Consider the following 25,680-nt stretch of genomic DNA (forward strand, 5'->3'; position numbering starts at 1 on the left):
TTCGGAGAGGCCCATGATCAACGAACTTTCACTGTCCCGTCGGCAGGTCCTGTTGGCCGGCACCACGGTTTCTCTTGCCTTGGCCATGCCGGCGATGGCTTCCGAAAAGAAAATTTCCCGTAACCCAGAAGGAATTGCATCGATGACCACGAATTTCGTCACCACCAAAGACGGCGTAGAGATCTTCTTCAAGGACTGGGGTCCGAAGGATGCACAGCCGATCGTCTTCCACCATGGCTGGCCGCTGTCGTCAGACGACTGGGATGCCCAGATGCTGTTCTTCCTCAGCAAGGGATATCGTGTTGTGGCCCACGACCGCCGCGGCCATGGACGCTCCAGCCAGGTGAGCAATGGTCACGACATGGATCATTACGCTGCCGATGCCTCCGCCGTCGCCGAATATCTTGACCTGCGCAATGCCGTTCATATCGGTCACTCCACAGGCGGCGGCGAAGTCGCTCGGTACGTCGCACGGCATGGTCAGCCACAGGGCCGCGTGGCAAAGGCTATCCTCGTCAGCGCCGTTCCGCCGCTGATGCTGAAAACCGCAGCCAATCCTGACGGCACGCCGATGGAAGTCTTCGATGGGTTCCGTAGCGCCCTGGCAGCCAATCGCGCGCAGTTCTTCCTCGATGTTGCGTCGGGCCCATTTTATGGTTTCAACCGGCCGGATGCGAAAGTTTCGCAGGGTGTGATCGACAATTGGTGGCGCCAGGGGATGATGGGCAGCGCCGTGGCGCACTATGAAGGTATCAAGGCGTTTTCGGAGACAGATCAGACCGAAGACTTGAAGGCGATTACCGTTCCCACGCTGGTGACCCAGGGTGATGACGACCAGGTCGTTCCCTACAAGGCCGCCGTAGAGCTTCAGGCCAAGCTGATCAAGAACAGCACGATGAAGATATACAAGGGCTTCCCGCACGGGATGCTGACCACGCATGCCGACGTGATCAATCCAGACCTGTTGGCCTTCATCAAGGCTTGATTGTTTCTCTATCCCAAGACGTGTGTGGCGGCTCCCCAAAAGGCCGCCACTACAAATGCGAGGTCAGCGGGTTAGTCAGCCGCTCGTCGCGAAAGCTCGCGGGCCAGATCAAGAAACGCTTTCACTCCAGCCGACAGATTTCGGCGCCCGGGATAATACAGGCAGAGCCCCGGATACGGTGGTGTCCAGTCCTCCAGCACCCGGACAAGGCGCCCCGCTTTGATGTCGGGGAGCACTTCCTCTTCCATGGTATAGCCCAGGCCGGTACCTTCCAGCACCGAAGTCCTCACAAGGCCCGCTTCATCAAGTGTGATCGGGCCTCGCACATCGATTTGCACCGGCTCGTCGTCTTTTTCAAACCGCCATCGAAACAGTGATCCGTCCGGCAAGCGAACGCGAATGCATCTGTGATTGAGAAGATCCGGAGGAACCACGGGTTTGGGATGTTGTGCGAAATAGTCCGGAGAACCAACAACAGCGTGTCGCTGGGGCCGGCCGAGCGAAACGGCAATCATGTCGCTGGGAACGAGACCTGCCACCCTGACGCCCAGATCAAAACCGTCATTGACGATATCAACCATTTTTCCTTCCGTGACCAGATCGACATTCATCTCGGGATAGCGACGCAGGAACTCAAGCACGAGCGGTGAGATGATGGCGCGTGCTGCAAACGGTGCCGCATTGATGCGTATCGTTCCAGATGGTGTCTCGCGTTGTGAGCGAACCGTTTCCAGAGCGGCATGAAGGTCCTGAAGCGAAGGCGCAACCTGCTGTACAAAGAGCCTGCCGGCATCTGTCAGCGAGACGCTGCGCGTGGTGCGATTGAACAATCGTACGCCGAGCCCCGCCTCAAGCCTGCCGATGGTGTGGCTGAGCGCAGTTGTGGACATACCGAGATCGATAGCCGCTGCGCGAAACGTCCCGCGCCTGGCGATCGCGATGACTGCTTCGAGTTCCCTAAGGTTTAACTGTTCCATTATCCCGATCTGTTCAACATCGCGTGCATATTTATCCCACTTATCCATGCAATGGTAGAGCACTAACTTAGGGGCACCTCACAAGGAGAAATAAGATGGATATGCCCCAAGTTGTGAATATGTATTTTGACGCTGACACCCGCAACGATGCCGACGCGCTGTTGCAAACGCTTGATGTCGATGCGGTGGTCGAGGACGAGAATGCCCGCTATCAGGGCACTGCCGCCATCCGTCAATGGTGGGTGGCCGCCAAGAGGTCGGCTCAATACGTTGCCGAACCTGTGGAAACCACGGTTGACGGTGACAAGACACTCGTGCGGGCGAGGGTGAGTGGCAAGTTTCCCGGTAGTCCGGTGATGCTAATCCATGCCTTCACGATCAAGCACGACAGGATCGTCAGGCTGGAGATCCGGTCATGACTGACTTTCTCAATCTGAACGGCAAACGCGCACTCATTACGGCTGGAACCAAGGGTGCTGGCGCTGCGACCGTCAGCCTGTTTCGCGAACTCGGCGCAAAGGTGCTGACGACAGCGCGTGCCCGTCCGGAAAACATGCAGGAAGAATTGTTCGTCGATGCGGACCTGAGCACCGAAGAGGGATGTGAAATCGTCGCAGAGGCCACGCGGCGGCGCCTTGGCGGCGTCGATGTCATCGTCCATATGCTGGGTGGCTCCTCAGCATCGGGGGGAGGCTTTTCTGCCCTGTCGGAGGATGACTGGCACAAGGAAATGTCGCTTAACCTTTATCCGGCTGTCCGACTGGATCGGCAACTGGTCCCGGATATGGTCGACCGGGGAAGCGGCGTCGTCGTGCATGTGACATCCATCCAGAGAGTCCTGCCGCTTCCGGAATCGACAACAGCCTATGCCGCAGCGAAAGCGGCACTTTCGACCTATAGCAAGGCGATGTCGAAGGAAGTGTCGCCCAAAGGTGTGCGCGTCGTTCGGGTTTCGCCGGGCTGGATCGAAACGGAAGCCTCCGTCCACCTTGCAGAGCGCCTGGCGAAGCAGGCCGGAACTGACCTTGAGGGTGGCAAGAAGATCATCATGGATGGACTGGGCGGCATTCCGCTCGGCCGCCCGGCAAAACCGGAAGAGGTCGCAAACCTGATCGCCTTCCTCGCTTCCGACCGTGCGGCTTCGATTACTGGTACCGAATACACAATTGATGGGGGGACGGTGCCGACAGCGTAGGTTCCGAGATGCGCCTGCAGATCAGGCGGGCGCGTCCCACCCGCCGATCTGTGAATAGATCGCGTCGCGGAGATGGCGGACGTCGTGGTTCAGATCGGCCAGCTCCTTTGGAGTTTGCATTGAAGCTGCAAGCAAGGTGTCGCTGAGGCAACCCGCCCTGTGCTGCAATGCGCGGCCTTCCTCGGTCAACGCGATCACCACCTGCCGCTCATTGCTGAGGTTTCTGGTCCTGCGCAACAAGCCGGCTGTCTCAAGACGCTTCAAGAGCGGCGTCAGTGTGCTCGATTCCAATGCGAGGGCGTTCGCAATGGCGCCAACGGTTTGCTCATCTCCGCTCCAAAGCACGTTTAGCACGAGATATTGCGGGTACGTCAGCCCCAGCTCATCCAGAAGGGGCTTGTAAGCGCGCTGGATGGCAATGCCGGCAGTATAAATTGCGTAGCACAGCTGGTCGTGCAAGGGCGGTGGATTGTTGTGACGTATGGTCATTCTAGGCTCCTTCACACATACATATAGCCAATCATACGGCAAAAATAAATATCGCGATAAGAATTATCTTGACGGAAGCATCGGCATCTGTCAGTCTATGTATATCGCGATAACAGTTATCGCAAAACAAAAAAGGAAGAAGCCATGACACGCAAGTCCGCAACCGCCCTTTCTGCAATTGCCGCCGCCGCATTGTCTGCCGCACTGCCGGCAAACGCTGCCGACACCATTTCCCAGAACCAGTCCGTAAAAAACGTCGTGCTCGTCCATGGCGCTTTTGCTGACGGCTCTGGCTGGAAGGGTGTCTACGACAATCTCACAAAGCGTGGTTACCGCGTGACCATCGTCCAGAATCCCCTGACCTCTCTGGCGGACGACGTTGCCGCCACAAAGCGTGCTCTCGAGCGGCAGGACGGTCCGGTCATTCTGGTCGGACATTCCTGGGGCGGCACCGTCATTACAGAAGCGGGCGTTGATGAAAAGGTTGCTGGCCTCGTCTATGTCTCTGCGCTCTCACCAGATGCCGGCGAAACGACAGCCCAGCAATATCAGGGGTTTGCTCCCGCATCGGAATTCGTCATCGAAACCACGAAAGACGGTTTTGGATATGTCAGCCCGGCAAAGTTCAAGGCTGGTTTTGCTCATGACGTTAGCGATGCCGATGTTGCGTTCATGAGGGACGCTCAGGTCCCGATCAACATGTCGGCGTTCGGCACGAAGCTCGAACATGCTGCCTGGCGTACCAAGCCCAGCTGGGCTGTGATCGCTACCGAGGACAAGGCATTCGACCAGGCAATGCTGATCCATATGGCCGAACGCATCAAAGCCAAGATCACCAAGGTCTCAGCAAGCCACGCCCTGTTCATGACGCAGCCGACGGTCGTCGCTGATACCATCGATGCTGCCGCCAAGGCCGTCTCGGCAAAGCAGAAATGATAGATTCCGCGTTATCGGGACAATCCGTACTGTCCCGATAACGACCGGAACGTATCATTGCAAATTTCACAACAAACTATGAATTATTAGTTCAATTGTTGTGCCCGCGACTTGGCAGCAATATCCACGCATCAGACGAGCAACGGCGTCGCCTGAAACACGAAACCATACATTTGCAGGACGTGAGATGACCCAGAACGACTTTTCCATAACGCGCCGTGGCGCACTGCTTTCAGTTGGTGCAGCCGCAGCGGCGATGGCCATTTCACCCGTATTCACCTTCGCAGCAAACGCTGCCCCCACCAACACATCAATCGAAGGAAACAAGACCATGGGTACTATCACCACCAAGGACGGCGTCGAAATATTCTACAAGGATTGGGGCTCCAAGGATGCGCAGCCCATCGTCTTCCATCACGGCTGGCCGTTATCGTCTGACGACTGGGATGCCCAGATGCTGTTCTTCCTCGCCAACGGTTACCGGGTCGTTGCCCATGATCGCCGTGGCCACGGACGCTCTGCCCAGGTTTCCGAAGGGCATGATATGGACCACTATGCCGCCGACGCTTTCGCCGTCGTCGAAGCGCTCGACCTGAAGAACGCAATCCACATCGGCCATTCCACCGGCGGTGGCGAGGTGGCGCGCTATGTGGCGAAGTTTGGTCAGCCGGCCGGTCGTGTCGCCAAGGCCGTTCTGGTATCGGCAGTCCCGCCGCTGATGCTGAAGACCGCAGCCAATCCCGAAGGCCTGCCGATCGAAGTGTTCGACGGCTTCCGTTCGGCGCTGGCGGCCAATCGGGCGCAATTCTTCCGCGACGTCCCGGCCGGCCCGTTCTACGGTTTTAACCGCGATGGCGCCAAGGTTCAGGAAGGCGTAATCCAGAATTGGTGGCGCCAGGGCATGATGGGCGGTGCAAAGGCGCACTATGATGGCATCAAGGCCTTCTCCGAAACCGACCAGACGGAAGATCTGAAGGCAATCACGGTGCCGACGCTCGTTCTCCACGGCGAAGACGATCAGATCGTTCCAATCGCGGATTCTGCACTGAAGTCCGCCAAGCTGCTGAAGAATGGTTCGCTTAAGACCTATCCCGGCTTCTCGCATGGCATGCTGACCGTGAATGCCGATGTCCTGAACGCCGATCTTCTGGCATTCATTCGATCCTGACGATAAGAGGTGGCCGTGGCGGAACCTGCCACGGCCACTGATGCAATCCTTGCCGCACTACCGATCGAGACGACGATGCAGTTGACGCCCGAGCTTGTAGCCCTGACCATCAGAGACGTCCGTGACGACGGCCCGGAGCCGGGCTGGACGCCGTTATCTGAAACAGAACTTGACGCTCTGGTTGCCGCTATCGAGCGCGAAGCCGATAGCGATCCGATCTGGGTGTTTGCATACGGTTCCCTGATCTGGAATCCTGAGTTCAAGCCAGCCGGCAGGCGACGCGCCACCGCCCATGGCTGGCATCGTTCGTTTTCCCTGAAAATCGAGCGCTGGCGGGCAACGAGCGCGCAGCCAGGTCTGATGATGGCGCTTGAGCGTGGTGGACAGTGCGACGGCGTCATCCTGCAACTCTCGTCCGAGCGGCGGCGTGACGACCTTCGAGCTCTCGTCGCCCGCGAAATCAGGTATCGGGAAGTCATCGACATGGTGCGCTGGGTAAAGGTCAAAACGCCTGACGGCATCCAGAAGGCTCTGACATTCTGGGCGAGCACAAAGCGCGCGGGTCTGACGGCGCCGCTACCGGTGGAAACGACCGCAAAACTGATCGCCAGCGCCTGCGGAGAGGGCGGATCCTGCGCCCAGTATCTGCACAACACGATCGTCGATCTTCAGGCAGAAGGCATTCGCGATCGAAACCTCTGGCAGTTACAGGCGCGGGTCGCGGCCGAGATCTCCGCACAGCAAGGACGCTGTGGCGGGACAGTCCGGGATATCAATCAAGCATGACCATCTGCGCCGCAACCTGCTCCTCGAAGAATTTGGAGAAGGATGCAATGCGGGGAGGCAGAGCCTGATAGGGCGGGTAGTAGAGGGTCAACCACAGATCGGGTGGGGCCCAGCCCTTGAAGACATGCACGAGGCGCCCACTCTTGAGGTGTTCCGAGACGTGAAAGTTCGGCAGCATGGCAACGCCTGCTCCATCTGCGGCCATGTCGGCCAGAACCTCACCATTATTGGCGCTGAAGGCGCGCCCTGCCGATATCGTCATGCTCGAGCCGCCGTCCGAGAGCACCCAGTTCTCTCGCCGGCTTTCGCCGCTATAGGCGAGGCAATCGTCTGGCGTCAGCTCGTTCGGATGCTGCATCTCGACAAACCGGCTTCCCGGTGCCGCAACCAGAATGCGCGGCACGACGCGGATTTTCCTCCATATCGTGAACTTGTCCGATGGCTGAGACGAGATGCGGATCGCCAGATCGTAGTCATCATCAACGATATTCACCAGTCCGTCGGACAGTGATATCTCGAAGCCCATCTTCGGGTACCGCTCTTTGAAGCCGGAGAGGATCGGTGGGAGCACCGCCTTGCCAAACCACGTCGGCGCACTGATCCTGAGACGCCCTTCGTCGGCTTTGTGAGCGTTCATCACGTCGCGGCGCGCTTCTTCAAGCGTCTTCACCGCCGGCTGAATCTGGGCGGCGAAGATCGCACCGTCTGTTGTCAGCGACACTTGCCGGGTCGTACGGACAAACAGCTGAACGCCGAGTTCGGCTTCAAGTGCCGCAATAGCCCTTGTGACTGCAGCCGGCGTCATGTCGAGTTCGCGGGCAACCTGGGCGAAATTTCGCTTTTCGGCCGCAAGGAGGAAGGTTCGCAGAGCTTTGTAATCGTTCATTGGGATTGTTTCAAAAAGAGCAACGCAGTCGAAATTAATATTGCAATTCTCTGGTGTGATCAATCGGTCTAGATATTCGTCAACAGCCAAACACTAACGGCGACATTGAAAGGCAAGGACATGATCAAGGATATCAAGGGACTGCATCACGTAACCTCAATGGCTTCGGATGCGCGTCAGAACAATCGCTTCTTCACCGACACACTGGGCCTGCGTCGCGTCAAGCAGACCGTTAACTTCGACGACCCGAACGTCTACCACCTTTATTATGGTGACGAGAACGGCTCCGCAGGCACCGTCATGACCTACTTCCCGTTCCCGAACATGATGCTGGGTCGTCCCGGTGTTGGTGAGGTCGGGGAAACCCAGTTCTCTGTGCCAAAGGGCGCATTGAAATTCTGGCAGGATCGGTTTACCGCGCACGGTGTCGATGGCTTGGAAACTGACACCGTCTTTGGCGCCAACAGACTTCAATTCATGGGTCCGGACGGTGACAGTCTGGCGCTGATTGAATCTGCCGATGACAACCGCGCTCCGTGGCTGGCGGACGGCATTCCGGGCGATGCAGCTATCCGCGGTTTTGCCGGCGCCCGGTTCAGCCTGCACGATACTGCCGCGACAGAAGAGCTTCTGGGTTTCATGGGGTATCAACGCGCCGAGAAGGAAGGTGACGTGACCCGCTTTATCATTCCCAATGGAAACGGCGCCGATACGATTGATGTCGCAGCACTGCCGAAAACGTCGTTTGCCCGTCAGGGCGCCGGTTCGGTTCACCATATCGCCTTTGCCGTCGAAAACCGCGAAAAGCAACTCGAAGTTCGCAAGGCACTGATGGACACGGGTTATCAGGTTACGCCCGTCATTGACCGCGATTATTTCTGGGCAATCTACTTCCGCACACCAGGCGGCGTGTTGTTCGAGATTGCCACGAACGAGCCGGGGTTTGACCGGGACGAGGACACGGCACATCTGGGCGAGGCGCTTAAGTTGCCGAGCCGGTATGAAGCGTTCCGTGACCAGATCCAGGCAAATCTCGAGCCGCTGACTGCCTAACAACCCCCGCTCACTGGTGTCTGTGGCAACTGATCGGGCTTCTATGGAGAAATGCCAATGGATCAATTGGGAGCAATCAGAGCCTTTGTTCGCGTCGTCGAGGCCGGATCCTTTGCAAAGGCTGCCAGCACGATGGGTGCGCCACGGTCCACCGTGAGCAAGCTTGTTCAGGATCTTGAGGCCAGCTTGAGCCTCAAATTGCTGGAACGAACGACACGTTCACTCACGGTGACACCCGAGGGCGTTGCTTATTACGAGCGCGCCCTCCGGCTGATCGCCGATTTCGATGAAATGAACAACGAGGCGACCCGCGGGCGCCTTGCCACCAGGGGAAAACTTCGTGTTGACGTAGGAGGGACCTTCGCCAATACGATTCTGATCCCTCGGTTGCCAGAGTTTTACGCGCTCTATCCAGAGATCGAGTTGCACCTTGGTGTGACAGAACGTCAGGCCGACATCGTTGAAGAGGGAATAGATTGCGTCATTCGTGCCGGAGATCTGCCCAGCGCATCTCTTGTTGCGAAGAAACTATGCAGCGTCGAGATAGTAACCTGCGCCACCCCGGCGTACCTCGAAAAATACGGCGTGCCAGCTTCGCCATCGGATCTGCAGCGTGATCATGTTTTCGTTCAGTACTTTTTCGCGCGCAGCCTGAAGGCCGCACCAGTGCGATTGATGAATGGTGACGAGAAAATAGAAATCTACAGCCCGATCAAGCTCTCCACCAGTGATGCGACTGCGCATTTGCATGGAATATTGGCGGGGCTGGGTATTGGACAGACATTTGAATTCTTGGCACGCGCCCATATCGCTCGCGGCGCACTGGTCCCCATCCTGCAAGATTGGGCGCCACCACGTTATCCTGTTCACATAGTTAGGCCAGCGGGCCGGTTTCCGAGCGTGAAGTATCGGGTATTTGCAGACTGGGTTGCGGGCGTGTTTTCTGCCTACGATGAGGGCATCGCCACGTCCTGATAGCTTTATCCATATCCATGGATAGTTACTCCACAACGGCGGGCTTCTCCACGTTCTCCTTTGACGATATCCCACGGCTGATGTGAGCCCGTGGCTCTATCCCGAATGGGAGTATGCTTTGACAGGCTTGGCTCCTTGGTCGCACGAACCCACCTGCAATTTGGAATAACGGTTGTTCAGATCAAGTATAAGGCGACGTGATCGCGATATGGGGCGTCAATGCCAACGGTGACCCGCCATCTTGTCGCGTCAATACTCAACGGCAGACTGCCAAGGATTACGCGGCTCACACACCGCGCAACCGTTGTTCACTGGCAGTGCCGCGCAGAGCAAATTCAGCCAAATCGCTTTCCACCGAGCAGCGAAACCAAGGACGCTGCAGAGGTCTTCAAGGCCGACTCTGCGCATCAAATTTCCTTCAGAAGTTTTCGGAACGCGTGGCCGCGTATCGCTGCCCCGTGCGAAGTCCGCAGCTCAGCCGAATCGAGAGATTATTATTGCGATAAAAGCAATTCATTCCCAATTAATATTGCAATTCTACGGGGTCGCAAGTCGCGCTACCTTTTCTTTCAGCAGCCGAGGCAGCAAGCGAAAGAAAGCATCGGTTTCAACCTCCCGACGGTCTTGGAAGCTGTGTCCCAGGGCACGGCATCCGTCCGAAAGGTCCTGCTCATTTCATCACCGGCCGCATTCGCGGTCCAAAACAACCGAAGAGGAATTGACATGTCCAAGCTTGAAGTTCTTACCCCCGCCAACAGCCAGCTCATTTTCATCGATCAGCAGCCGCAGATGGCATTCGGCGTTCAGTCTATCGACCGCCAGACCCTGAAGAACAACGTCGTTGGCTTGGCCAAGGCTGCTAAGATTTTCAACGTGCCAACCACGATTACCACGGTTGAGACCGAGAGCTTCTCCGGCAACACCTTCCCCGAACTTTTGGCCGTCTATCCGCAGAATGACATCCTTGAACGCACCTCGATGAACTCCTGGGATGATCAGAACGTACGCGATGCGCTGGCAAAGAATGCTGCAAACGGCCGCAAGAAGATTGTTGTCTCCGGTCTGTGGACCGAAGTCTGCAACACGACCTTTGCACTCTCTGCTTTGCATGACGTTCCGGAGTACGAAATCTACATGGTCGCCGACGCTTCCGGCGGCACCTCTTCCGATGCGCACAAATATGCAATGGACCGCATGGTGCAGGCTGGCGTCATACCCGTCACCTGGCAGCAGGTCTTGCTCGAATGGCAGCGCGACTGGGCTCGCAAGGAAACCTACGATGCGGTCACCACACTTGTGAAGGAGCATTCCGGCGCTTACGGCATGGGCATCGATTACGCAGTCACCCACGTCCACGGCGGTGCCGAACGCGTCAGCCATGGGAAGCGCATCGGCCCGAACCCCGCGAAGTAAGCCAGATCAACCGCTCCGGTGACGCATCGGAGCGGTTGTCCGTTTTAACGAGGATGACTCTCATGAAAATCTATCTTCTGTCTCTTGGCGCGGGTCTGCTGGTCGGCATCGTCTACAGCCTGCTCAACGTGCGTTCGCCTGCTCCGCCGGTTATCGCGCTTGTCGGCCTGCTCGGCATTCTCGTCGGTGAGCAGATCATCCCGCTCGCCAAATCGCTCTGGAGCAAGGAGCCGGCAGCGGTTTCCTGGCTCCAGCAGGTGAAGCCCCACATGTTCGGTCACATGCCGAAGGGCGGAAATTCTCCGGAGATTGCCCATCGTTCGCAAACCAATTTGGAGGAGCGGAGCTGATGACGACGCGCCGAACCTTCCTTGGAGCGGCCTCGAGCCTGGCGTTTTCGAACCTCTTCTCAAAGGCCAATGCCGCCGATCCCAACCAGACCGGAATAGATACCATGCACCCAGACCTGATCCTCCATAACGGTCGTTTCACGACCCTTGACCGCACCAATCCAAACGCGACCGCGGTCGCCATCAAGGATGGACTGTTTCTTGAAGTCGGTTCGGACAGCGAGGTCATGTCCCTTGCTGGTTCCAACACCAGGATCGTCGATCTCAAGGGCAAGCGCGTTCTGCCCGGCCTCATCGATAACCACACCCACGTTGTGCGTGGCGGGTTAAACTACAATATGGAATTGCGCTGGGACGGCGTGCGCTCGCTGGCAGATGCAATGGACATGCTCAAGCGCCAGGTGGCGATAACGCCAGCCCCGCAATGGGTGCGTGTTGTCGGCGGGTTCACCGAACACCAGTTTGCGGAGAAGCGTCTGCCGACGATCGAGGAGATCAACGCGGTCGCGCCAGATACCCCAGTATTTCTGCTGCACCTCTATGATCGCGCGCTCTTGAACGGTGCTGCACTGCGCGCCGTCGGTTACACCCGCGATACGCCCAATCCACCCGGTGGCGAAATCACCCGTGATGCCAACGGCAATCCGACTGGTCTGTTGCTGGCCAAGCCTAATGCCGGCATTCTCTATTCCACCCTTGCCAAGGGACCCAAACTGCCTCTCGACTATCAGGTCAACTCCACCCGCCATTTCATGCGTGAGCTCAATCGTCTTGGCGTAACGGGTGTGATTGATGCAGGCGGTGGCTTCCAGAACTACCCTGATGACTACGAGGTCATTCAAAAACTCTCTGACGAGAACCAGATGACGGTGCGTCTGGCCTATAATCTCTTTACCCAGAAGCCCAAGGAAGAAAAGCAAGACTTTCTCAACTGGACGTCTTCGGTCAAATACAAGCAGGGCAACGACTATTTCCGTCACAACGGTGCCGGCGAAATGCTGGTCTTCTCCGCGGCGGACTTCGAGGACTTTCGCCAGCCACGTCCGGAAATGGCGCCGGAAATGGAAGGCGAACTCGAAGAAGTGGTGCGCGTTCTGGCCGAGAACCGTTGGCCATGGCGCATGCACGCCACGTATGACGAGACAATCTCCCGTTCGCTTGATGTCTTCGAGAAGGTCAACAAGGACATTCCGCTTGAAGGTTTGAACTGGTTCTTCGACCATGCCGAAACCATCTCGGACCGGTCCATCGACCGCATTGCGGCCCTTGGTGGCGGCATCGCAACCCAGCATCGCATGGCCTATCAGGGCGAATATTTTGTCGAGCGATATGGCCAAGGCGTTGCCGAAGCGACCCCACCGATCCGAAAGATGCTCGACAAGGGCGTCAACGTTTCCGCCGGCACGGATGCGACCCGCGTCGCCTCCTACAACCCTTGGGTCTCGTTGTCCTGGATGGTGACCGGCAAGACGGTTGGTGGCATGCAACTCTATCCGCGTGCCAACTGCCTCGATCGCGAGACGGCTCTGCGGATGTGGACTGAAAAAGTCACATGGTTTTCGAATGAAGAAGGCAAGAAAGGCCGTATCGAGAAAGGCCAGTTCGCCGACCTTGTCGTTCCCGACAAGGACTTCTTCTCCTGCACCGAAGACGAGATCTCGTTCCTGGTATCGGAGCTGACCATGGTTGGCGGCAAAATCGTCTATGGAGCGGGTGACTTCAAAACGCTCGACGAGAACGACGTGCCGCCTGCAATGCCCGACTGGTCTCCAGTCCGCAAGTTCGGCGGATATGCGGCATGGGGCGAGCCGGAAGGTGCTGGCGCGCGGTCTCTAAGGCGCACGGCTATCTCGACCTGTGGCTGCGCCAGCGATTGCGGCGTGCATGGTCACGACCATGCGGGAGCCTGGACCTCGAAACTGCCGATCGCCGACCTCAAGGGTTTCTTCGGCGCTCTTGGCTGCTCTTGCTGGGCAGTCTGATCGTGCCCTCGCTTGGGCGACTTCTGTTCGCCCAAGCGATCCGACCCTATAATTGCAATATTGGCAATTAAATCGAAACTATTGCTGCAATTGTTGGCAGAGCGATCACCGGCCAATATCGCTCCATCAAACGCGGCCGCTCGATCACGTCAGCGACCAAAAAGGAGCAGGATATGACCTACCAATCCCCTATATCGAATTCGGCCTTGAGCGGACTTGCACGCGTCGTCGGCTCTCCCATTACGAGAACTGTATCGCTGCTTGCTCTCTGCGCTGCCTACATCCAGGGTCCACTCACCAAGATTTTCGATTTCAATGGCGCGCTTGCTGAGATGAATCATTTCGGTCTGCGCCCTGCTGCTCTCTTTGCCGTCGTCGTCATCGTGTTCGAGCTTACGGCCTCTGCGATGGTGGTCTCGGGCTTCCTGCGCTGGGCAGGCGCGCTCGCACTTGCAGGCTTTACGCTTCTCGCAACGTTCATTGCTCTTCGCTTCTGGGAAATGGCGCCCGGCATGGACCGCATGATGGCAACGAACGCCTTCTTCGAACACGTCGGTCTGGCCGGTGCATTCATCTTCGTTGCAGCGGCCGACCTTGCAAAGGGAGCGGGTAAATGAGCGCCGCGAAAACATCCGGGGGCACTTTTGCTCCTCTCGCACAGCCCGTCTTCGCGGTCCTGTGGATTGCAACGGTTCTCGGCAATACCGGAAGCTTCATGCGCGATGTCGCAAGCTCATGGCTGATGACGGACCTCTCGGCATCGCCTGCTGCAGTCGCCATGGTTCAGGCGGCCGGAACATTGCCGATCTTCCTGCTTGCCATTCCGGCAGGCGTTCTCACCGACATTCTGGATCGCCGCAAGTTCCTGATTGCGGTCCAGCTCCTGCTGGCCTCCGTAAGTATCTCGCTGATGGTCCTCTCGCAGACAGGCATGCTTTCCGTGAGCGCACTGATCGGCCTGACCTTCCTCGGCGGCGTTGGTGCCGCATTGATGGGCCCGACCTGGCAGGCGATTGTTCCTGAACTGGTGAAACGCGAGGACGTGAAGAGCGCTGTCGCTCTCAACTCCCTCGGCATCAATATCGCTCGTTCCATCGGCCCAGCTGCTGGCGGTTTGCTTCTGGCAGCGTTCGGGGCGGGGATCACCTATGGCGCAGACGTTGCAAGCTACATCTTCGTTATCGCGGCTCTGGTGTGGTGGCCACGTGCCAAAAACGCCAACGACGCTCTACAAGAGAACTTCTTCGGCGCGTTCAGGGCTGGCCTACGTTACACTCGCTCAAGCCGCCCCCTGCATGTCGTCCTTCTTCGTGCCGCCATCTTCTTCGCATTCGCCAGTGCCGTCTGGGCACTTCTTCCGCTGGTTGCCCGTCAACTGCTGGGTGGTGATGCCAGCTTCTACGGTATTCTGCTTGGTGCGGTCGGCGCCGGTGCGATCGGTGGAGCATTGGTCATGCCGAGGCTACGCGAACGCCTGAGCTCGGATGGTTTGCTTCTTGGCGCAGCGGTGATCACCGCAGTTGTCATGGGTGTCCTTTCGCTCGCCCCGCCGAAGATCGTCGCCATTATCGCTCTTCTGTTCCTCGGTGGTGCTTGGATCACCGCCCTGACGACCCTGAACGGCGCAGCCCAGGCTGTTCTGCCCAACTGGGTGCGTGGGCGTGGCCTCGCTGTCTATCTGACCGTATTCAACGGAGCCATGACGGCGGGCAGCCTCGGCTGGGGTGCTGTGGGCGAAGCCGTTGGAATTCAGACGACATTGCTTATCGGTGCAGCTGGCTTGCTCGTTGCGGGGTTCATCATGCACCGCGTAAAGCTCCCGGCTGGTGACGCCGACATGGTGCCGTCCAACCACTGGCCGGAACCGCTGGTCGCCGAGCCTGTTGCTCATGACCGTGGTCCTGTCCTGATCCTCATCGAGTACAAGGTCGAGAAACAGCATCGTTCAGCCTTCCTGCGTGCTCTCGACCACCTGTCTCAAGAACGCCGCCGCGATGGTGCCTATGGGTGGGGTGTGACGGAAGATTCCGCCGATCCGGAAAAGATCGTCGAGTGGTTCATGGTGGAATCCTGGGCTGAGCACCTCCGCCAGCACAAGCGGGTTTCCAACGCCGATGCAGACGTGCAGGGAAAGGTTCTGACCTACCATGTTGGTCCGGACAAACCCGTCGTTCGTCACTTCCTGACGATCAATCGGCCAGGGGCGGCGTAAATATTCCATAAAAAGGGCGGCTCTGGCCGCCCTTTTTTCATGCCATTTGACGCAGGAAACTTGGAGCCGACTAAACTTTTCTCATTCATCCGTTGTCGTGATAAGGTACCAGATGGATGTCGGCCATCATGCAAGCGGCATCTCAAAACACGAGCGCTATCGCGCCAATCGATTTGGTTTTCTCGCCCATCCTCCCCGCCAGAAAAGCCTGACCAAACGGCGCATATACGGATCGATTAACCGGCTCCTGCTGCATTCGAAGCGAAAAAGCCGCAATCCAGCTTTACAACTGTCTGAAAGACGTGGAGGAGCGTGGCACCGTGAAACATCCTATCCCAGCGCTGTTTGTATGTATGGCGTCGCTCGTCGCCTCAACCGCCCCCGTTTTCGCAAATTGCTTTTCTCTGGTTGGGCGGCCTGAATGGCCGCTCATTGCAGGGGCAGTTTCCTCAGCACAGGTTTGTGAGCAGCTCCCAGCCGGGCCCAACCAAACTCGCAGTTTCCGCGTGCAATCCGCAGAACTTTGCCGTGGCGTGGATCAAAACTCCACTCTCAGAGCTACGGCCATAGTTACTTGCGAAAGCCCTCCCGACGCGCTTTTCGAGATGCCACCGATGCAGTCGGAGATTGCGGTGATCGTTTCAGTCAACGAAAGAGCATGCAAAATCACCGATGCTCAAATTCAGATCGGCGGTGAGCTGGGAAGGCTGCTGCCCGGCACGGTGGATGCCAGCGAACTCGCGAGGCGCTGGACGGGGTCGCAATTGTCGCAACTCTGCCAGATGCGTTAGTTTTATGAGCGCGTGGTCTACTCCATCTCTCGAAAGACGGCCTGGGTAACAGTGGGCGGCTGACGGTGGCTGCCCCATGGATCGCGTATGCCGATTTATGAGCCTCGCTAATAAGTGTTAGCGAAAAGGCGCATCTAATCATCTTCTTTTGCTTCCCTATGTTGAGATATGGCGTTTCTCCGAGTGCGCCAGGCCATCAACAACGAATGGAGCTGGAGATGAGAGATCACTCACATTTGGAACTTTCGCGGCGGGACTTACTTGTTTCCTCGGCGGCGGCAATTGCTGTCACGGGAGTTGCGGCAAAAGGAGCCGCAGCACAGTCCTCGGGGGAAGAAATGAATTTCAAGACAAGTGTTTCCTTCAAAGTGAACGGCGAGATGCATGATCTCGAACTCGACAATCGCACGAGCTTGCTCGACGCCTTGCGCGAGCACCTTCATCTAACCGGCACAAAGAAAGGCTGCGATCACGGACAGTGCGGCGCTTGTACCGTGATGGTGGATGGACGCCGGATCAATTCGTGCCTGACGTTGGCTGTGATGCACGACGGTGACGAGGTCACCACCATCGAGGGCCTCGGACAGCCTGGAAACCTGCATCCCATGCAAGCCGCGTTCATCAAACACGACGGTTTTCAGTGTGGTTACTGTACTCCCGGACAAATCTGTTCCTCCGTGGCGGTCTTGGAGGAAATTAAGTCGAATATCCCAAGCCACGCCACTGCAGACATTTCCGCAAAGGTGGAAGTCACCGCGGCAGAAGTTCGGGAACGAATGAGCGGAAACATCTGTCGATGCGGCGCCTACTCGAACATTCTCGATGCAATTGCCGAAGTCGGGGGGATCGAAGCATGAGAGCCTTCACATACGAGCGAGCCACAACGGCTCAGGCGGCAGCGAAAGCGGCAGCAGCCAATCCGGAAGCCAAATTCATCGCCGGCGGGACAAATATCCTGGACTTGATGAAGCTGGAGATCGAGCACCCGGCGCATCTCATCGACATCAACGGAGTTGGTCTCGACAAGATCGAAACCACCTCTGATGGCGGTCTGCGCATAGGGGCTCTGGTCCGCAATACCGATCTGGCAAGCGACGAGACTGTCCGTCGCGACTATGGTTTGCTTACCCGCGCCCTGGTCGCCGGGGCGTCTGGTCAACTGCGAAACAAGGCCACCACCGCGGGCAATCTCCTACAGCGCACGCGCTGTCCGTATTTCTATGACACCAACCAACCGTGCAACAAGCGGCAGCCGGGAAGCGGATGTTCGGCCCTTGGCGGTTTTTCGCGACAGCATGCAGTCGTTGGAAGCAGCGAATCCTGTATCGCCACTCATCCCAGCGACATGGCTGTTGCGATGAGGGCGCTCGACGCAACCGTCGAAACGGTCAATGGCGACGGCCGTAGCCGCGCAATCCCGATCGCAGACTTTCACAGGCTTCCCGGCGATACCCCACACATCGAGACGGTCCTGGAGCCGGGCGAGTTCATAACTGCGGTCACGCTGCCGAAGCCAATTGGGGGCAAGCATATCTATCGCAAGGTGCGCGATCGGGCCTCCTACGCGTTTGCGCTCGTATCCGTCGCTGCGGTGATCCAGCCGGATGGCACCGGCCGCGTGGCTGTCGGTGGCGTCGCTCACAAACCCTGGCGAACAGGCTCAGGTGACCGGGAGCTGAAGAGCGGTGCAAAAGCCGCAAGCGCGGCACTTCTCGGCGACGCTCGCCCGACGGAGCAAAATCGCTTCAAGATAACCCTCGTGGAACGAACGATCGGTGCGGTGATCGCAGAGGCAAGGGGATAACGACCATGAAATTCGACACACCTGCAATCAACAATCCCATCGACCGGATGAAAGTCGTCGGTCAGCCTATCCCACGCATTGACGGCCAAGAGAAAACGACGGGCCGAGCAATGTATGCCTACGAATGGCACGATCCGAATATTCCTTACGCCTACGGGTATCCGGTCGGTGCCGCGATTGCGAAGGGCCGTATCCGGTCGATATCGACCGACGCCGCAAAGCGGTCCCCCGGCGTTTTGACGGTTGTCACCACCTTGGACGTGGGCAAGCGCGAGAAGGGTAAATTCAACACAGCCAATCTTTTTGGTGGCGATGAAGTCCAGCACTATCACCAGGCGGTGGCAGTGGTCGTCGCAGAAACCTTCGAGCAGGCGCGCGCCGCAGCTTCGCTTGTGACAGTAGAATATGAAACTGCGCCCGGGAGCTTCGATCTCAAGAAGGCCAAGGACAGTGCGGTCAAGCCCGACGAGAAGCAGCAGCCCGACACGGCAGTCGGTGACTTCGAGGGAGCCTTCAAGAGCGCACCGGTCACTCTCGACGAAAGTTATACCACTCCAGATCAGTCACATTCCATGATGGAGCCCCATGCGTCCATCGCTGCGTGGCATGGCGATAAACTGACCGTTTGGACGTCCAGCCAGATGATTGATTGGTGGCGATCCGATCTGGCGACTACACTTGGTATCGACAAGGACAATATCCATTTGATGTCGCCATTCATAGGCGGGGGTTTCGGGGGTAAGCTTTTCTTGCGGGCCGACGCGGTGCTCGCTGCCTTTGCAGCAAAGGCTACTGGACGTCCGGTCAAGGTTGCGCTTCCCCGTCCGTTCATAGCCAACAACACGACGCATCGGCCGGCGACGATCCAGCGTATTCGCATTGGAGCGACACAGGACGGCAAAATCACCGCGATTGCTCACGAAAGCTGGTCGGGTGACCAGCCTGGGGGCCAGCTGGAAACGGCTGTCAATCAGACACGACTGCTCTACGCGGGTGAGAACCGGATGACTGCCATGAGACTGGCCACGCTTCACTTGCCCGAAGGCAATGCGATGCGGGCGCCCGGCGAAGCGCCGGGGTTGATGGCCCTCGAGATCGCCATAGACGAGATAGCCGAAAAGGTGGGCGTCGATCCGGTCGAGTTTCGGATACTCAACGACACTCAGGTCGATCCTGAGAAGCCCGAGCGCGCTTTTACCCAAAGGAACCTGGTCGGCTGTCTCAAGCTCGGGGCGGAACGGTTTGGCTGGAACCAGCGCGGCAAGCCGGGTTCCCGACGAGAAGGAAACTGGCTTATCGGATCGGGTGTTGCAGCCGCTTTGCGAAACAATCTTCTCCTCCCATCCGCAGCAAGGGTTCGGCTCGGCGTGGACGGTATTGCAACGGTTGAAACCGATATGACCGATATCGGGACCGGCAGCTATACAATCATCGCACAAACAGCAGCTGAGATGTTGGGCCTGCCGGTCGATCGAGTAGCCGTTCAGCTGGGCGATTCCCGCTTTCCGGTTTCGGCGGGGTCGGGCGGGCAGTTCGGCGCGAACTGTTCTACCTCCGGCGTCTACGCAGCCTGCGTGAAGCTTCGTGAGGCGGTGGCGCAGAAACTCGGCTTTAACACTGATGACGTCGTGTTCGAGAACGGACAGGTTCGATCTGGAAACCGTTCGGTAGCGCTTACGGAGGCGGCTGCGCCAAACGGCCTTGTTGGCGAGGATGGAATGGAATGGGGCGATCTTTCCGAAGCCCATCAACAGTCAACGTTCGGTGCCCACTTCGTGGAAGTCGGCGTTGACGTGGCCACGGGTGAAACGCGCATTCGACGCATGCTGGCCGTCTGTGCGGCCGGACGGATCCTGAACCCGATAACAGCGCGCAGCCAGGTGATTGGTGCCATGACAATGGGTGTGGGTGGAGCGCTGTCAGAGGAGTTGGCGGTCGATACGAAGCAAGGCTTCTTCGTCAACCACGATCTGGCTGGCTACGAAGTTCCGGTGCATGCCGACATTCCCCATCAGGAAGTGATTTTCATGGACGAAGCAGACCCCATGTCGTCGCCGATGAAGGCCAAGGGCGTTGGCGAGCTTGGTCTCTGCGGGGTTTCTGCAGCTGTCGCCAACGCAATCTACAATGCCACCGGGGTGAGGGTGCGTCACTATCCTGTGACGCTCGACAAGATCATAGGCGGGCTGCCGGATGTTGCATGACGACATCGCCGCCCTCACGGATATCTGTCCTCAGGAGGATATCCAAGCTGCGACAAAGCCGACGCCGGTCAGGTCGTTGCTCACCGATGATACGGAAGAAATATTTGGCTTTGCGATAAGAGAGCTTGCAAAGGGCAGGGTGGCACTTGCCACCCTTGTCGAAATTCGCGGGGGAGCGGCTCGCGCGCTTGGATCCCATGTCGCCGTTGCGGCCGATGGTCGTTTTTGTGGTTATGTGTCTGGGGGCTGCATCGAGGCAGCGGTCGCTTCCGAGGCGCTCGACGCAATGGGCGAGAACAGAGATAGGGAGGTGAAGTTCGGATTAGGCTCCCCCTTTTTCGACATTGCCTTGCCGTGCGGCGGTGGGATTACCGTGTCGATCCACGTGCTGCAAAATACCGAGATGTTGAGCGGCGTTCTTGAACAGCTTCATCAGCGCCGGACCACGGGCCTGCGCTACACGAGGCAGACCCAACAGCTCGAGATCGTCGAGCCGCCATCGCGGGCCGGTTACGCCGACGACCGCTTTTTCACGGTCTATCGGCCGCGCACGCGTGTCGTGATTTCCGGTCAAAGTATAGAGGCCGAGAGGGCCGCTGATATAGCCCAATCCTCCGGCTACGAGGTGGTGGCCTGCACAGCGAACGAAAAAGTTGTGCCCGATATCGATCAGTACACCGCTGTTGTTCTTCTCCATCACGACCTTGATGCGGAGCAGGCCGTTCTGCAAGCCGCGTTACGGTCACCCGCATTCTACATCGGCGCCTTGGGGAGCACCCATACACACCGTAGACGGGTCGATTTCCTTGTCAGCTCCGGTTTCTCCCGGGCAGATACTGATCGGATAAGGGCACCGATCGGGCTTTTCGGGCCAACCCGCGATGCGAACTCCCTTGCCCTGTCCATCCTTGCCGACATCGCGGCAAGCCGCTTGTCCCTCTATGCGTGAGGTTCGGTGTGGAAGCGGCAGGAGATAGACGAGTTTCAGTTGCCGTGGTTGTACTGGCCGCTGGACGATCAAGCAGGATGGCGGGTGCCGGGCACAAGCTTCTTGCGCGTTTTCGGGAAACTAGCCTCGTTCGTCGGGCCGCATTGGCAGCTATTGGGGCCGGCAGTCGTTCTGTGGTTGTTGTGACCGGATACCGAAGCTCGGACGTCGAGGCCGAAATTGCAGGGCTCGACCTGATCATCGCGAGAAACTCCAACTTCAGTGACGGAATGGCAAGCTCGATCGTGCTCGGCGTCCAGCGCGCCGCGTTGCAAGCTCCCGACGGGATTATGATCATGCTTGCGGATATGCCGTTGCTTGAACCTGCGGATATTGACGCACTCATCGGCGCTTTTGCGGAGAGAAACGGAAAGGCGATTATTCGCGCGGTGTGCGAAGGAAATCCGGGAAACCCGGTTGTCTTTCCTCGCGCCGCATTCCCGCAGCTCATGGAGCTTATAGGCGACAGCGGCGCGCGCAAGATAATCACCCAATCTGGTCTCGACGTCATCGACATAGAGATCGGCGAAAGCGCCAAGGTGGACATAGACAACACAGAGCAGCTCGTTGCTTTAGGTGGCCATCCAGAAATCGACTGATCATCGAAACCTCATGTGTGCAGAGGCGTGGATCGCTTTTTTTACATCGACACACCTTTTTATTGTCCATCACCGAACATTTGTCGTGCTTAACGCGTTCCTTCAGTTGCGGCACAATGATGTGCCCATGGAGGTGGTCATGACCAAATTCGCGCTTTACGTTCCGCTCGAGGCAATGCCCGGCAAGGAACAGGAGGTCGCCGAGTTTCTGCAATCAGCCTTACCGCTGGTCAATGCAGAGCCCGGCACGATTTCCTGGTATGCGATACAGGGAGGCCCAAGTTCGTTTGCAATCTTCGATACGTTCGACGATGAGGACGGTAGGGATGCGCATTTAAATGGCCAAGTCGCTGCAGCCTTGATGGCGAAGGCAGAGGCAGGGGACCTGTTCGCCAAGCCGCCGCAGATACACATGCTGTCTATCCTCGCCGAAAAGCGTTCATAACCCAGACTATTCGGCCCTCACGATGTCGAACAGATGGGCTCAGATCGGCAACAAAATGAGATAATATCTCGTTCACCAATGGCTGGCGGCTGGGATTGCGGTAGCAATCATAAAAGCATCCGTTAGTGGTCGGTAGTTCGAACAAAGCTAGCGCGTGCAGAGTTCTTCCGTCGCTTCGAGCTAATACCTTTGACTTTGACGGACCTTCAGCATTGTGCAACCGTCGCCACATAGACCGGCGTCGGCGCGTAGATCCTCGTCGAGAGCTTTGAGTCCTTTGTGCAGGGAAAGATACTCTCATGCGGATCGTGATCTTCGTTCCAAAGGACGTGCATTCTCTGGAGCTTGCAGGGCTAATGGACGTGTTTGCCGAAGCAAATGCCCGTGTTGAAAAGTTATTCTACGAAGTTGCTGTCTTGGCAGGGCACGAGGGCACGATCCGCTGTGCATCCGGGCTAAAAATCCTGACCGACTGCGCTTACGACGCGTACCTTGGTAGCCCCGATACATTGCTTGTGGCCGGGAGCGTCGGAGTTCCGCAAAGTCCGGGCGGGCGTGTTGTCGACTGGATTGTTAAAATCGCGGCTCAGGCGCGGCGCTATGGCTCCGTCTGCACGGGGGCATTCGTGCTTGGCGAGGCAGGTCTACTAAAAGACCGGCGTGTTACGACGCACTGGCAGTTCGCGTCACTGTTGGCCGAGCGCTTCCCCGAGACGCGGGTGGAAAGCGACCGGGTTTTTGTCCGTGATGGCGCGATGATCACGTCGGCCGGTTCCAGCGCGGCTATAGATCTCGGCCTTTCCCTCGTCGAGGAGGACTTGGGCCGGGAGATTGCGCTCTACGTTGCTCGCCGGCTCGTCGTGTTTCTGAAGCGACCAGGCGATCAGTCACAGTTCAGCGTGCATCTGGCGGCACAGGCTATCGACCGCAGCCGTCTACACAACGTCCAGCAATATGTTCTGAACCATCCTGCGGCGGACCTCTCTGTCAGCGCCTTGGCGACGATCGCGGCCATGAGTGTGCGGAACTTTACGCGTGTTTTTTCGCAGGAGGTCGGTATATCGCCATCAGACTATGTCGACCGGACCCGTATCGACGTTGCGCGCTTCCTTTTGGAAGGGAGCCGCCTGCCAATCGCTTTGGTGGCAGCGAGAAGTGGTTTTGGATCGACACGCGCGATGCGCCGTGCCTTTGTTTCGCACGCTGGAGTGACGCCGTCCGACTACCGTGATCGCTTTCGGACGTCTGGCGATGGCGCGAGAATCAGTTTGTCCGAAAACGGCTGACGCTTGTCCTGGAACCGCCTCGGCTGCGGGTTGCCCCGTCTGTGTTCGCCGTCCATGGTTCTTGTCATGGAAGAATTCGAAAAACGCATGCAGTCGCACCCCATGCAGCCCGCGCCGGTCATGTCGGACAATGCGCTTCTCAGCTCCGACGCTATCAGGCCAATTCTTGCGACGCTGGTCGAAGAACTAACCGATGGGATCGCGATCGCACAGCGTTTGGGCGCCAATTCGCCCTTGCTCTATGTCAATAAGGCTTTCGAGCATCTGACTGGCTACGCTCGGAACGAGGTCGTCGGGAAAGATTGCCGCTATTTGCAGGGCAACGAGCGCGACCAACAAGAGGTCGTCCACATTCGCGCTGCGATCGAGGCGGCGGAGCCTCTGGACTCAACGCTGCGTAACTATCGAAAGGACGGGTCGGCGTTCTGGAACAGTCTCAGTCTCCGGCCTGCCTGGGTGGGCGAAGAACTATTCTACGTCGGCATACTGCGCGACGTCTCGGCGATTCGCCAGGCGCACACCGCGCTGGATCGTGTCGCGAACCTCGACGCGACCACGGGTTGCCTGAACCGTCAAGCATTTATCCTGGCTACCGAGGAGCGTTTCGCAACCAATGCCAAAGCGACGCCCTTGGTCGTGAAGCTGGATGTGATCGGTTTTCACGATTTCAACACGGGATACGGTTTCGAAGTCGGGGATGCCCTGCTTTATGAAACAGGGCGGCGGCTGCGGGACGTGGGCGCTGCCCAGGTGGGACGCATGGGCGCCAATGAGTTCGCTTTGGCTTTTGAGCTCACGGATGGATCAAGTGCGGATACTATTGTGGCAGCGGTATTCGCTTCGCTTGCCGCTGACTTCGTCGTGCCAGGTGCAAGTGTCTCACTGCGTTTCGCCATCGGCTATGCGGTGGGGCAGCCTCGGGCGAGACCCATTTCGCTGATCCGGAATGCCGGCATCGCCCTGTGGGCCGCCAAGTCCGCCCCTCTGGGTGGTCCGCGACGGTTTCGAGACTCGGATCACGAACAGGCAAGCCGACGCGTGCGAATGACTCGCGAATTGAAGGTCGCGGTCGCGAATGACGAATTTGTGTATCACTTCCAACCCCAGGTAGACCTTGCAACCGGCGAGTGGGTGGGTGCGGAAGCTCTGATACGCTGGAATCATCCTCTGTTTGGCAGCCAGCTCCCCGGAAGTTTCGTCGAGACTGCCGAGCGATCAGGTCTGCTGCTTGATCTGACCGAACGAAGTCTGACGACCGTCGCAGCTTATGCACGGCGCATTAACGCGCATCGCGGCAAGGCTTTGCGCTTTGCGGTGAATGTATCCGCCGGGGAGTTCCTGCAGCATGACATGGCCGAAATGCTGGATCGGGTCCTGTGCCTGACCACGGCCGACCCGGCATGGTTGACGCTTGAGATCACCGAAAGCATGTTTCTCAGCGATACACCCGGCGTGATGGACGCATTTCAGCGGCTGCGACAGAGCGGCGTCGGCCTTTCCGTCGATGACTTCGGCACGGGCTATTCAAACCTGCGATCGCTCGAAACCTTTCCGGTTACCGAGATCAAGATAGACCGCACCTTTATCAGCGAACTCGCAACGAGGCCGTCCAGAAGGGTGATTGTCCAGGCCGTTATCGATCTTGGACGCGCCCTTGGGTTAACTGTGGTTGCAGAAGGCGTGGAGACCGAGGCCCAGCGCAAAATGCTTCGCGAAATGGGCTGTCCGGTCGGCCAAGGCTACCTTTTCGGCCGTCCCATCGACGCCGAAGTTTTTGCAGCCGGCTTGGCACGGATCGGGAGCGACGGGGTGGAAACAGTCTAAGGTCAGCGGGAGTCAGGACCGATTTGGCCCCGCGAGTAATCGCGGAGCCAAGAGACGCTGATTAGATGAGGCTGACGTTCTCGGCCTTGGACTTTCCAGTCTTGCGGTCCTGTCCCACATCGTAGCTGACCTTCTGGCCATCCTGAAGAGAACCACCAAACCCTACGGCGGAGATGTGGACGAAGACGTCCGGGCCGCCGTTGTCCGGAGTGATGAAGCCGAAGCCCTTGTCCTGTGCGAAAAATTTGACGGTACCTGTTGCCATGTTATCCTCGTTAATTGAATACGACGCGGTAATACTATTGTTCGATGGCGGTGGCCACAAGGCTTTA

The 25,680-nt window shown here is 58.0% G+C and carries 27 protein-coding genes; 23 read left to right on the forward strand and 4 right to left on the reverse strand.

The features are described from left to right. Positions 1–13: 13 nt before the first annotated feature. Positions 14–985, forward strand: a complete 972-nt coding sequence (locus ACQZ6D_RS20595; RefSeq protein ID WP_025595168.1) for an alpha/beta fold hydrolase — start codon at positions 14–16, stop codon at positions 983–985. A gap of 71 nt (positions 986–1,056) precedes the next feature. Here ACQZ6D_RS20595 and ACQZ6D_RS20600 read toward each other — a convergent pair whose 3' ends face one another. Then, complete coding sequence (locus ACQZ6D_RS20600; RefSeq protein WP_025595167.1) at positions 1,057–2,010, reverse strand: LysR family transcriptional regulator; 954 nt, start codon at positions 2,008–2,010, stop codon at positions 1,057–1,059. A 47-nt stretch (positions 2,011–2,057) separates the two neighbouring features. On the opposite strand from ACQZ6D_RS20600, the gene ACQZ6D_RS20605 reads away from it, so the two are divergent. Next, positions 2,058–2,381 carry a nuclear transport factor 2 family protein gene (locus tag ACQZ6D_RS20605; protein WP_448730117.1) on the forward strand — a complete coding sequence of 108 codons (324 nt, stop codon included), beginning with the start codon at positions 2,058–2,060 and terminating at the stop codon, positions 2,379–2,381. Continuing rightward, complete coding sequence (locus ACQZ6D_RS20610; protein ID WP_448730116.1) at positions 2,378–3,157, forward strand: SDR family oxidoreductase; 780 nt, start codon at positions 2,378–2,380, stop codon at positions 3,155–3,157. The genes ACQZ6D_RS20605 and ACQZ6D_RS20610 overlap by 4 nt, the downstream gene beginning before the upstream one ends. Positions 3,158–3,178: 21 nt before the next feature. Here the strand turns inward: ACQZ6D_RS20610 and ACQZ6D_RS20615 are convergent, their stop codons facing one another. Next, a complete protein-coding gene (locus ACQZ6D_RS20615) occupies positions 3,179–3,646 on the reverse strand; it encodes a MarR family winged helix-turn-helix transcriptional regulator (RefSeq protein WP_003519242.1) in 468 nt (155 codons plus the stop codon). A 144-nt stretch (positions 3,647–3,790) separates the two neighbouring features. Here ACQZ6D_RS20615 and ACQZ6D_RS20620 point away from each other — a divergent pair, with 144 nt between their 5' ends. The 3 genes from ACQZ6D_RS20620 (at position 3,791) to ACQZ6D_RS20630 (ending at position 6,536) form a co-directional block, all read left to right on the forward strand. Then, on the forward strand, positions 3,791–4,582 hold the full coding sequence (locus ACQZ6D_RS20620; protein WP_013762166.1) for an alpha/beta fold hydrolase: 792 nt from the start codon (positions 3,791–3,793) through the stop codon (positions 4,580–4,582). A 187-nt stretch (positions 4,583–4,769) separates the two neighbouring features. Next, a complete protein-coding gene (locus ACQZ6D_RS20625; RefSeq protein ID WP_013762167.1) occupies positions 4,770–5,750 on the forward strand; it encodes an alpha/beta fold hydrolase in 981 nt (326 codons plus the stop codon). 75 nt (positions 5,751–5,825) lie between these two features. Further along, on the forward strand, positions 5,826–6,536 hold the full coding sequence (locus ACQZ6D_RS20630) for a gamma-glutamylcyclotransferase (protein ID WP_025595163.1): 711 nt from the start codon (positions 5,826–5,828) through the stop codon (positions 6,534–6,536). Here ACQZ6D_RS20630 and ACQZ6D_RS20635 read toward each other — a convergent pair. Then, positions 6,523–7,422, reverse strand: a complete 900-nt coding sequence (locus ACQZ6D_RS20635; RefSeq protein WP_003519235.1) for a LysR family transcriptional regulator — start codon at positions 7,420–7,422, stop codon at positions 6,523–6,525. The genes ACQZ6D_RS20630 and ACQZ6D_RS20635 overlap by 14 nt on opposite strands. Positions 7,423–7,542: 120 nt before the next feature. Between ACQZ6D_RS20635 and ACQZ6D_RS20640 the strand changes: the two genes are divergently transcribed. From ACQZ6D_RS20640 to ACQZ6D_RS20720, 17 genes are all read left to right on the forward strand, one after another. Next, a complete protein-coding gene (locus ACQZ6D_RS20640; protein ID WP_019566825.1) occupies positions 7,543–8,475 on the forward strand; it encodes a VOC family protein in 933 nt (310 codons plus the stop codon). Positions 8,476–8,532: 57 nt separating this feature from the next. Next, a complete protein-coding gene (locus ACQZ6D_RS20645; RefSeq protein WP_003519232.1) occupies positions 8,533–9,450 on the forward strand; it encodes a LysR family transcriptional regulator in 918 nt (305 codons plus the stop codon). 723 nt (positions 9,451–10,173) lie between these two features. Then, a complete protein-coding gene (locus ACQZ6D_RS20650; protein ID WP_013762171.1) occupies positions 10,174–10,863 on the forward strand; it encodes a hydrolase in 690 nt (229 codons plus the stop codon). 62 nt (positions 10,864–10,925) lie between these two features. Next, complete coding sequence (locus tag ACQZ6D_RS20655; protein ID WP_003519470.1) at positions 10,926–11,213, forward strand: XapX domain-containing protein; 288 nt, start codon at positions 10,926–10,928, stop codon at positions 11,211–11,213. Continuing rightward, entirely contained in the window at positions 11,213–13,195 is a 1,983-nt protein-coding gene (locus tag ACQZ6D_RS20660; protein ID WP_448730115.1) for an amidohydrolase, read from the forward strand. Before ACQZ6D_RS20655 ends, ACQZ6D_RS20660 begins: the two co-directional genes overlap by 1 nt. A 173-nt stretch (positions 13,196–13,368) precedes the next feature. Further along, on the forward strand, positions 13,369–13,812 hold the full coding sequence (locus tag ACQZ6D_RS20665) for a DoxX family protein (RefSeq protein WP_003519413.1): 444 nt from the start codon (positions 13,369–13,371) through the stop codon (positions 13,810–13,812). After that, the gene (locus tag ACQZ6D_RS20670) at positions 13,809–15,407 is read left to right on the forward strand and encodes an MFS transporter (protein ID WP_065687457.1); all 1,599 of its coding nucleotides are present in this window, start codon (positions 13,809–13,811) and stop codon (positions 15,405–15,407) included. The genes ACQZ6D_RS20665 and ACQZ6D_RS20670 overlap by 4 nt, the downstream gene beginning before the upstream one ends. Positions 15,408–15,519: 112 nt before the next feature. Beyond that, the gene (locus tag ACQZ6D_RS20675) at positions 15,520–15,828 is read left to right on the forward strand and encodes a hypothetical protein (protein ID WP_141566664.1); all 309 of its coding nucleotides are present in this window, start codon (positions 15,520–15,522) and stop codon (positions 15,826–15,828) included. 193 nt (positions 15,829–16,021) lie between these two features. Beyond that, entirely contained in the window at positions 16,022–16,198 is a 177-nt protein-coding gene (locus ACQZ6D_RS20680; protein WP_173995255.1) for a hypothetical protein, read from the forward strand. Positions 16,199–16,416: 218 nt separating this feature from the next. After that, positions 16,417–17,055 (forward strand): aldehyde dehydrogenase iron-sulfur subunit PaoA, encoded by a 639-nt coding sequence (gene paoA, locus ACQZ6D_RS20685; RefSeq protein ID WP_003518348.1) that lies wholly within the window; start codon positions 16,417–16,419, stop codon positions 17,053–17,055. Further along, the gene (locus ACQZ6D_RS20690) at positions 17,052–18,002 is read left to right on the forward strand and encodes an FAD binding domain-containing protein (RefSeq protein ID WP_003518347.1); all 951 of its coding nucleotides are present in this window, start codon (positions 17,052–17,054) and stop codon (positions 18,000–18,002) included. Before paoA ends, ACQZ6D_RS20690 begins: the two co-directional genes overlap by 4 nt. Positions 18,003–18,007: 5 nt before the next feature. After that, complete coding sequence (gene paoC / locus ACQZ6D_RS20695) at positions 18,008–20,206, forward strand: aldehyde oxidoreductase molybdenum-binding subunit PaoC (protein WP_003518345.1); 2,199 nt, start codon at positions 18,008–18,010, stop codon at positions 20,204–20,206. Continuing rightward, positions 20,196–21,155 (forward strand): XdhC family protein, encoded by a 960-nt coding sequence (locus ACQZ6D_RS20700; RefSeq protein WP_448730114.1) that lies wholly within the window; start codon positions 20,196–20,198, stop codon positions 21,153–21,155. Before paoC ends, ACQZ6D_RS20700 begins: the two co-directional genes overlap by 11 nt. A 44-nt stretch (positions 21,156–21,199) precedes the next feature. Beyond that, complete coding sequence (locus ACQZ6D_RS20705) at positions 21,200–21,793, forward strand: nucleotidyltransferase family protein (protein ID WP_448742100.1); 594 nt, start codon at positions 21,200–21,202, stop codon at positions 21,791–21,793. 139 nt (positions 21,794–21,932) lie between these two features. Continuing rightward, positions 21,933–22,238: a putative quinol monooxygenase gene (locus ACQZ6D_RS20710; protein WP_041694711.1), complete on the forward strand. Its 306-nt coding sequence runs from the start codon at positions 21,933–21,935 to the stop codon at positions 22,236–22,238. Between the two features lie 299 nt (positions 22,239–22,537). Then, positions 22,538–23,524, forward strand: coding sequence for a GlxA family transcriptional regulator (locus ACQZ6D_RS20715; RefSeq protein WP_448730112.1), 987 nt, complete (start codon positions 22,538–22,540; stop codon positions 23,522–23,524). 66 nt (positions 23,525–23,590) lie between these two features. Further along, positions 23,591–25,348, forward strand: a complete 1,758-nt coding sequence (locus ACQZ6D_RS20720; protein WP_448730111.1) for a putative bifunctional diguanylate cyclase/phosphodiesterase — start codon at positions 23,591–23,593, stop codon at positions 25,346–25,348. A gap of 61 nt (positions 25,349–25,409) precedes the next feature. Here the strand turns inward: ACQZ6D_RS20720 and ACQZ6D_RS20725 are convergent, their stop codons facing one another. Then, the gene (locus tag ACQZ6D_RS20725) at positions 25,410–25,613 is read right to left on the reverse strand and encodes a cold-shock protein (RefSeq protein WP_003518333.1); all 204 of its coding nucleotides are present in this window, start codon (positions 25,611–25,613) and stop codon (positions 25,410–25,412) included. Positions 25,614–25,680 lie beyond the last annotated feature (67 nt).

This window comes from Agrobacterium sp. 22-3639C2, from assembly GCF_053522105.1.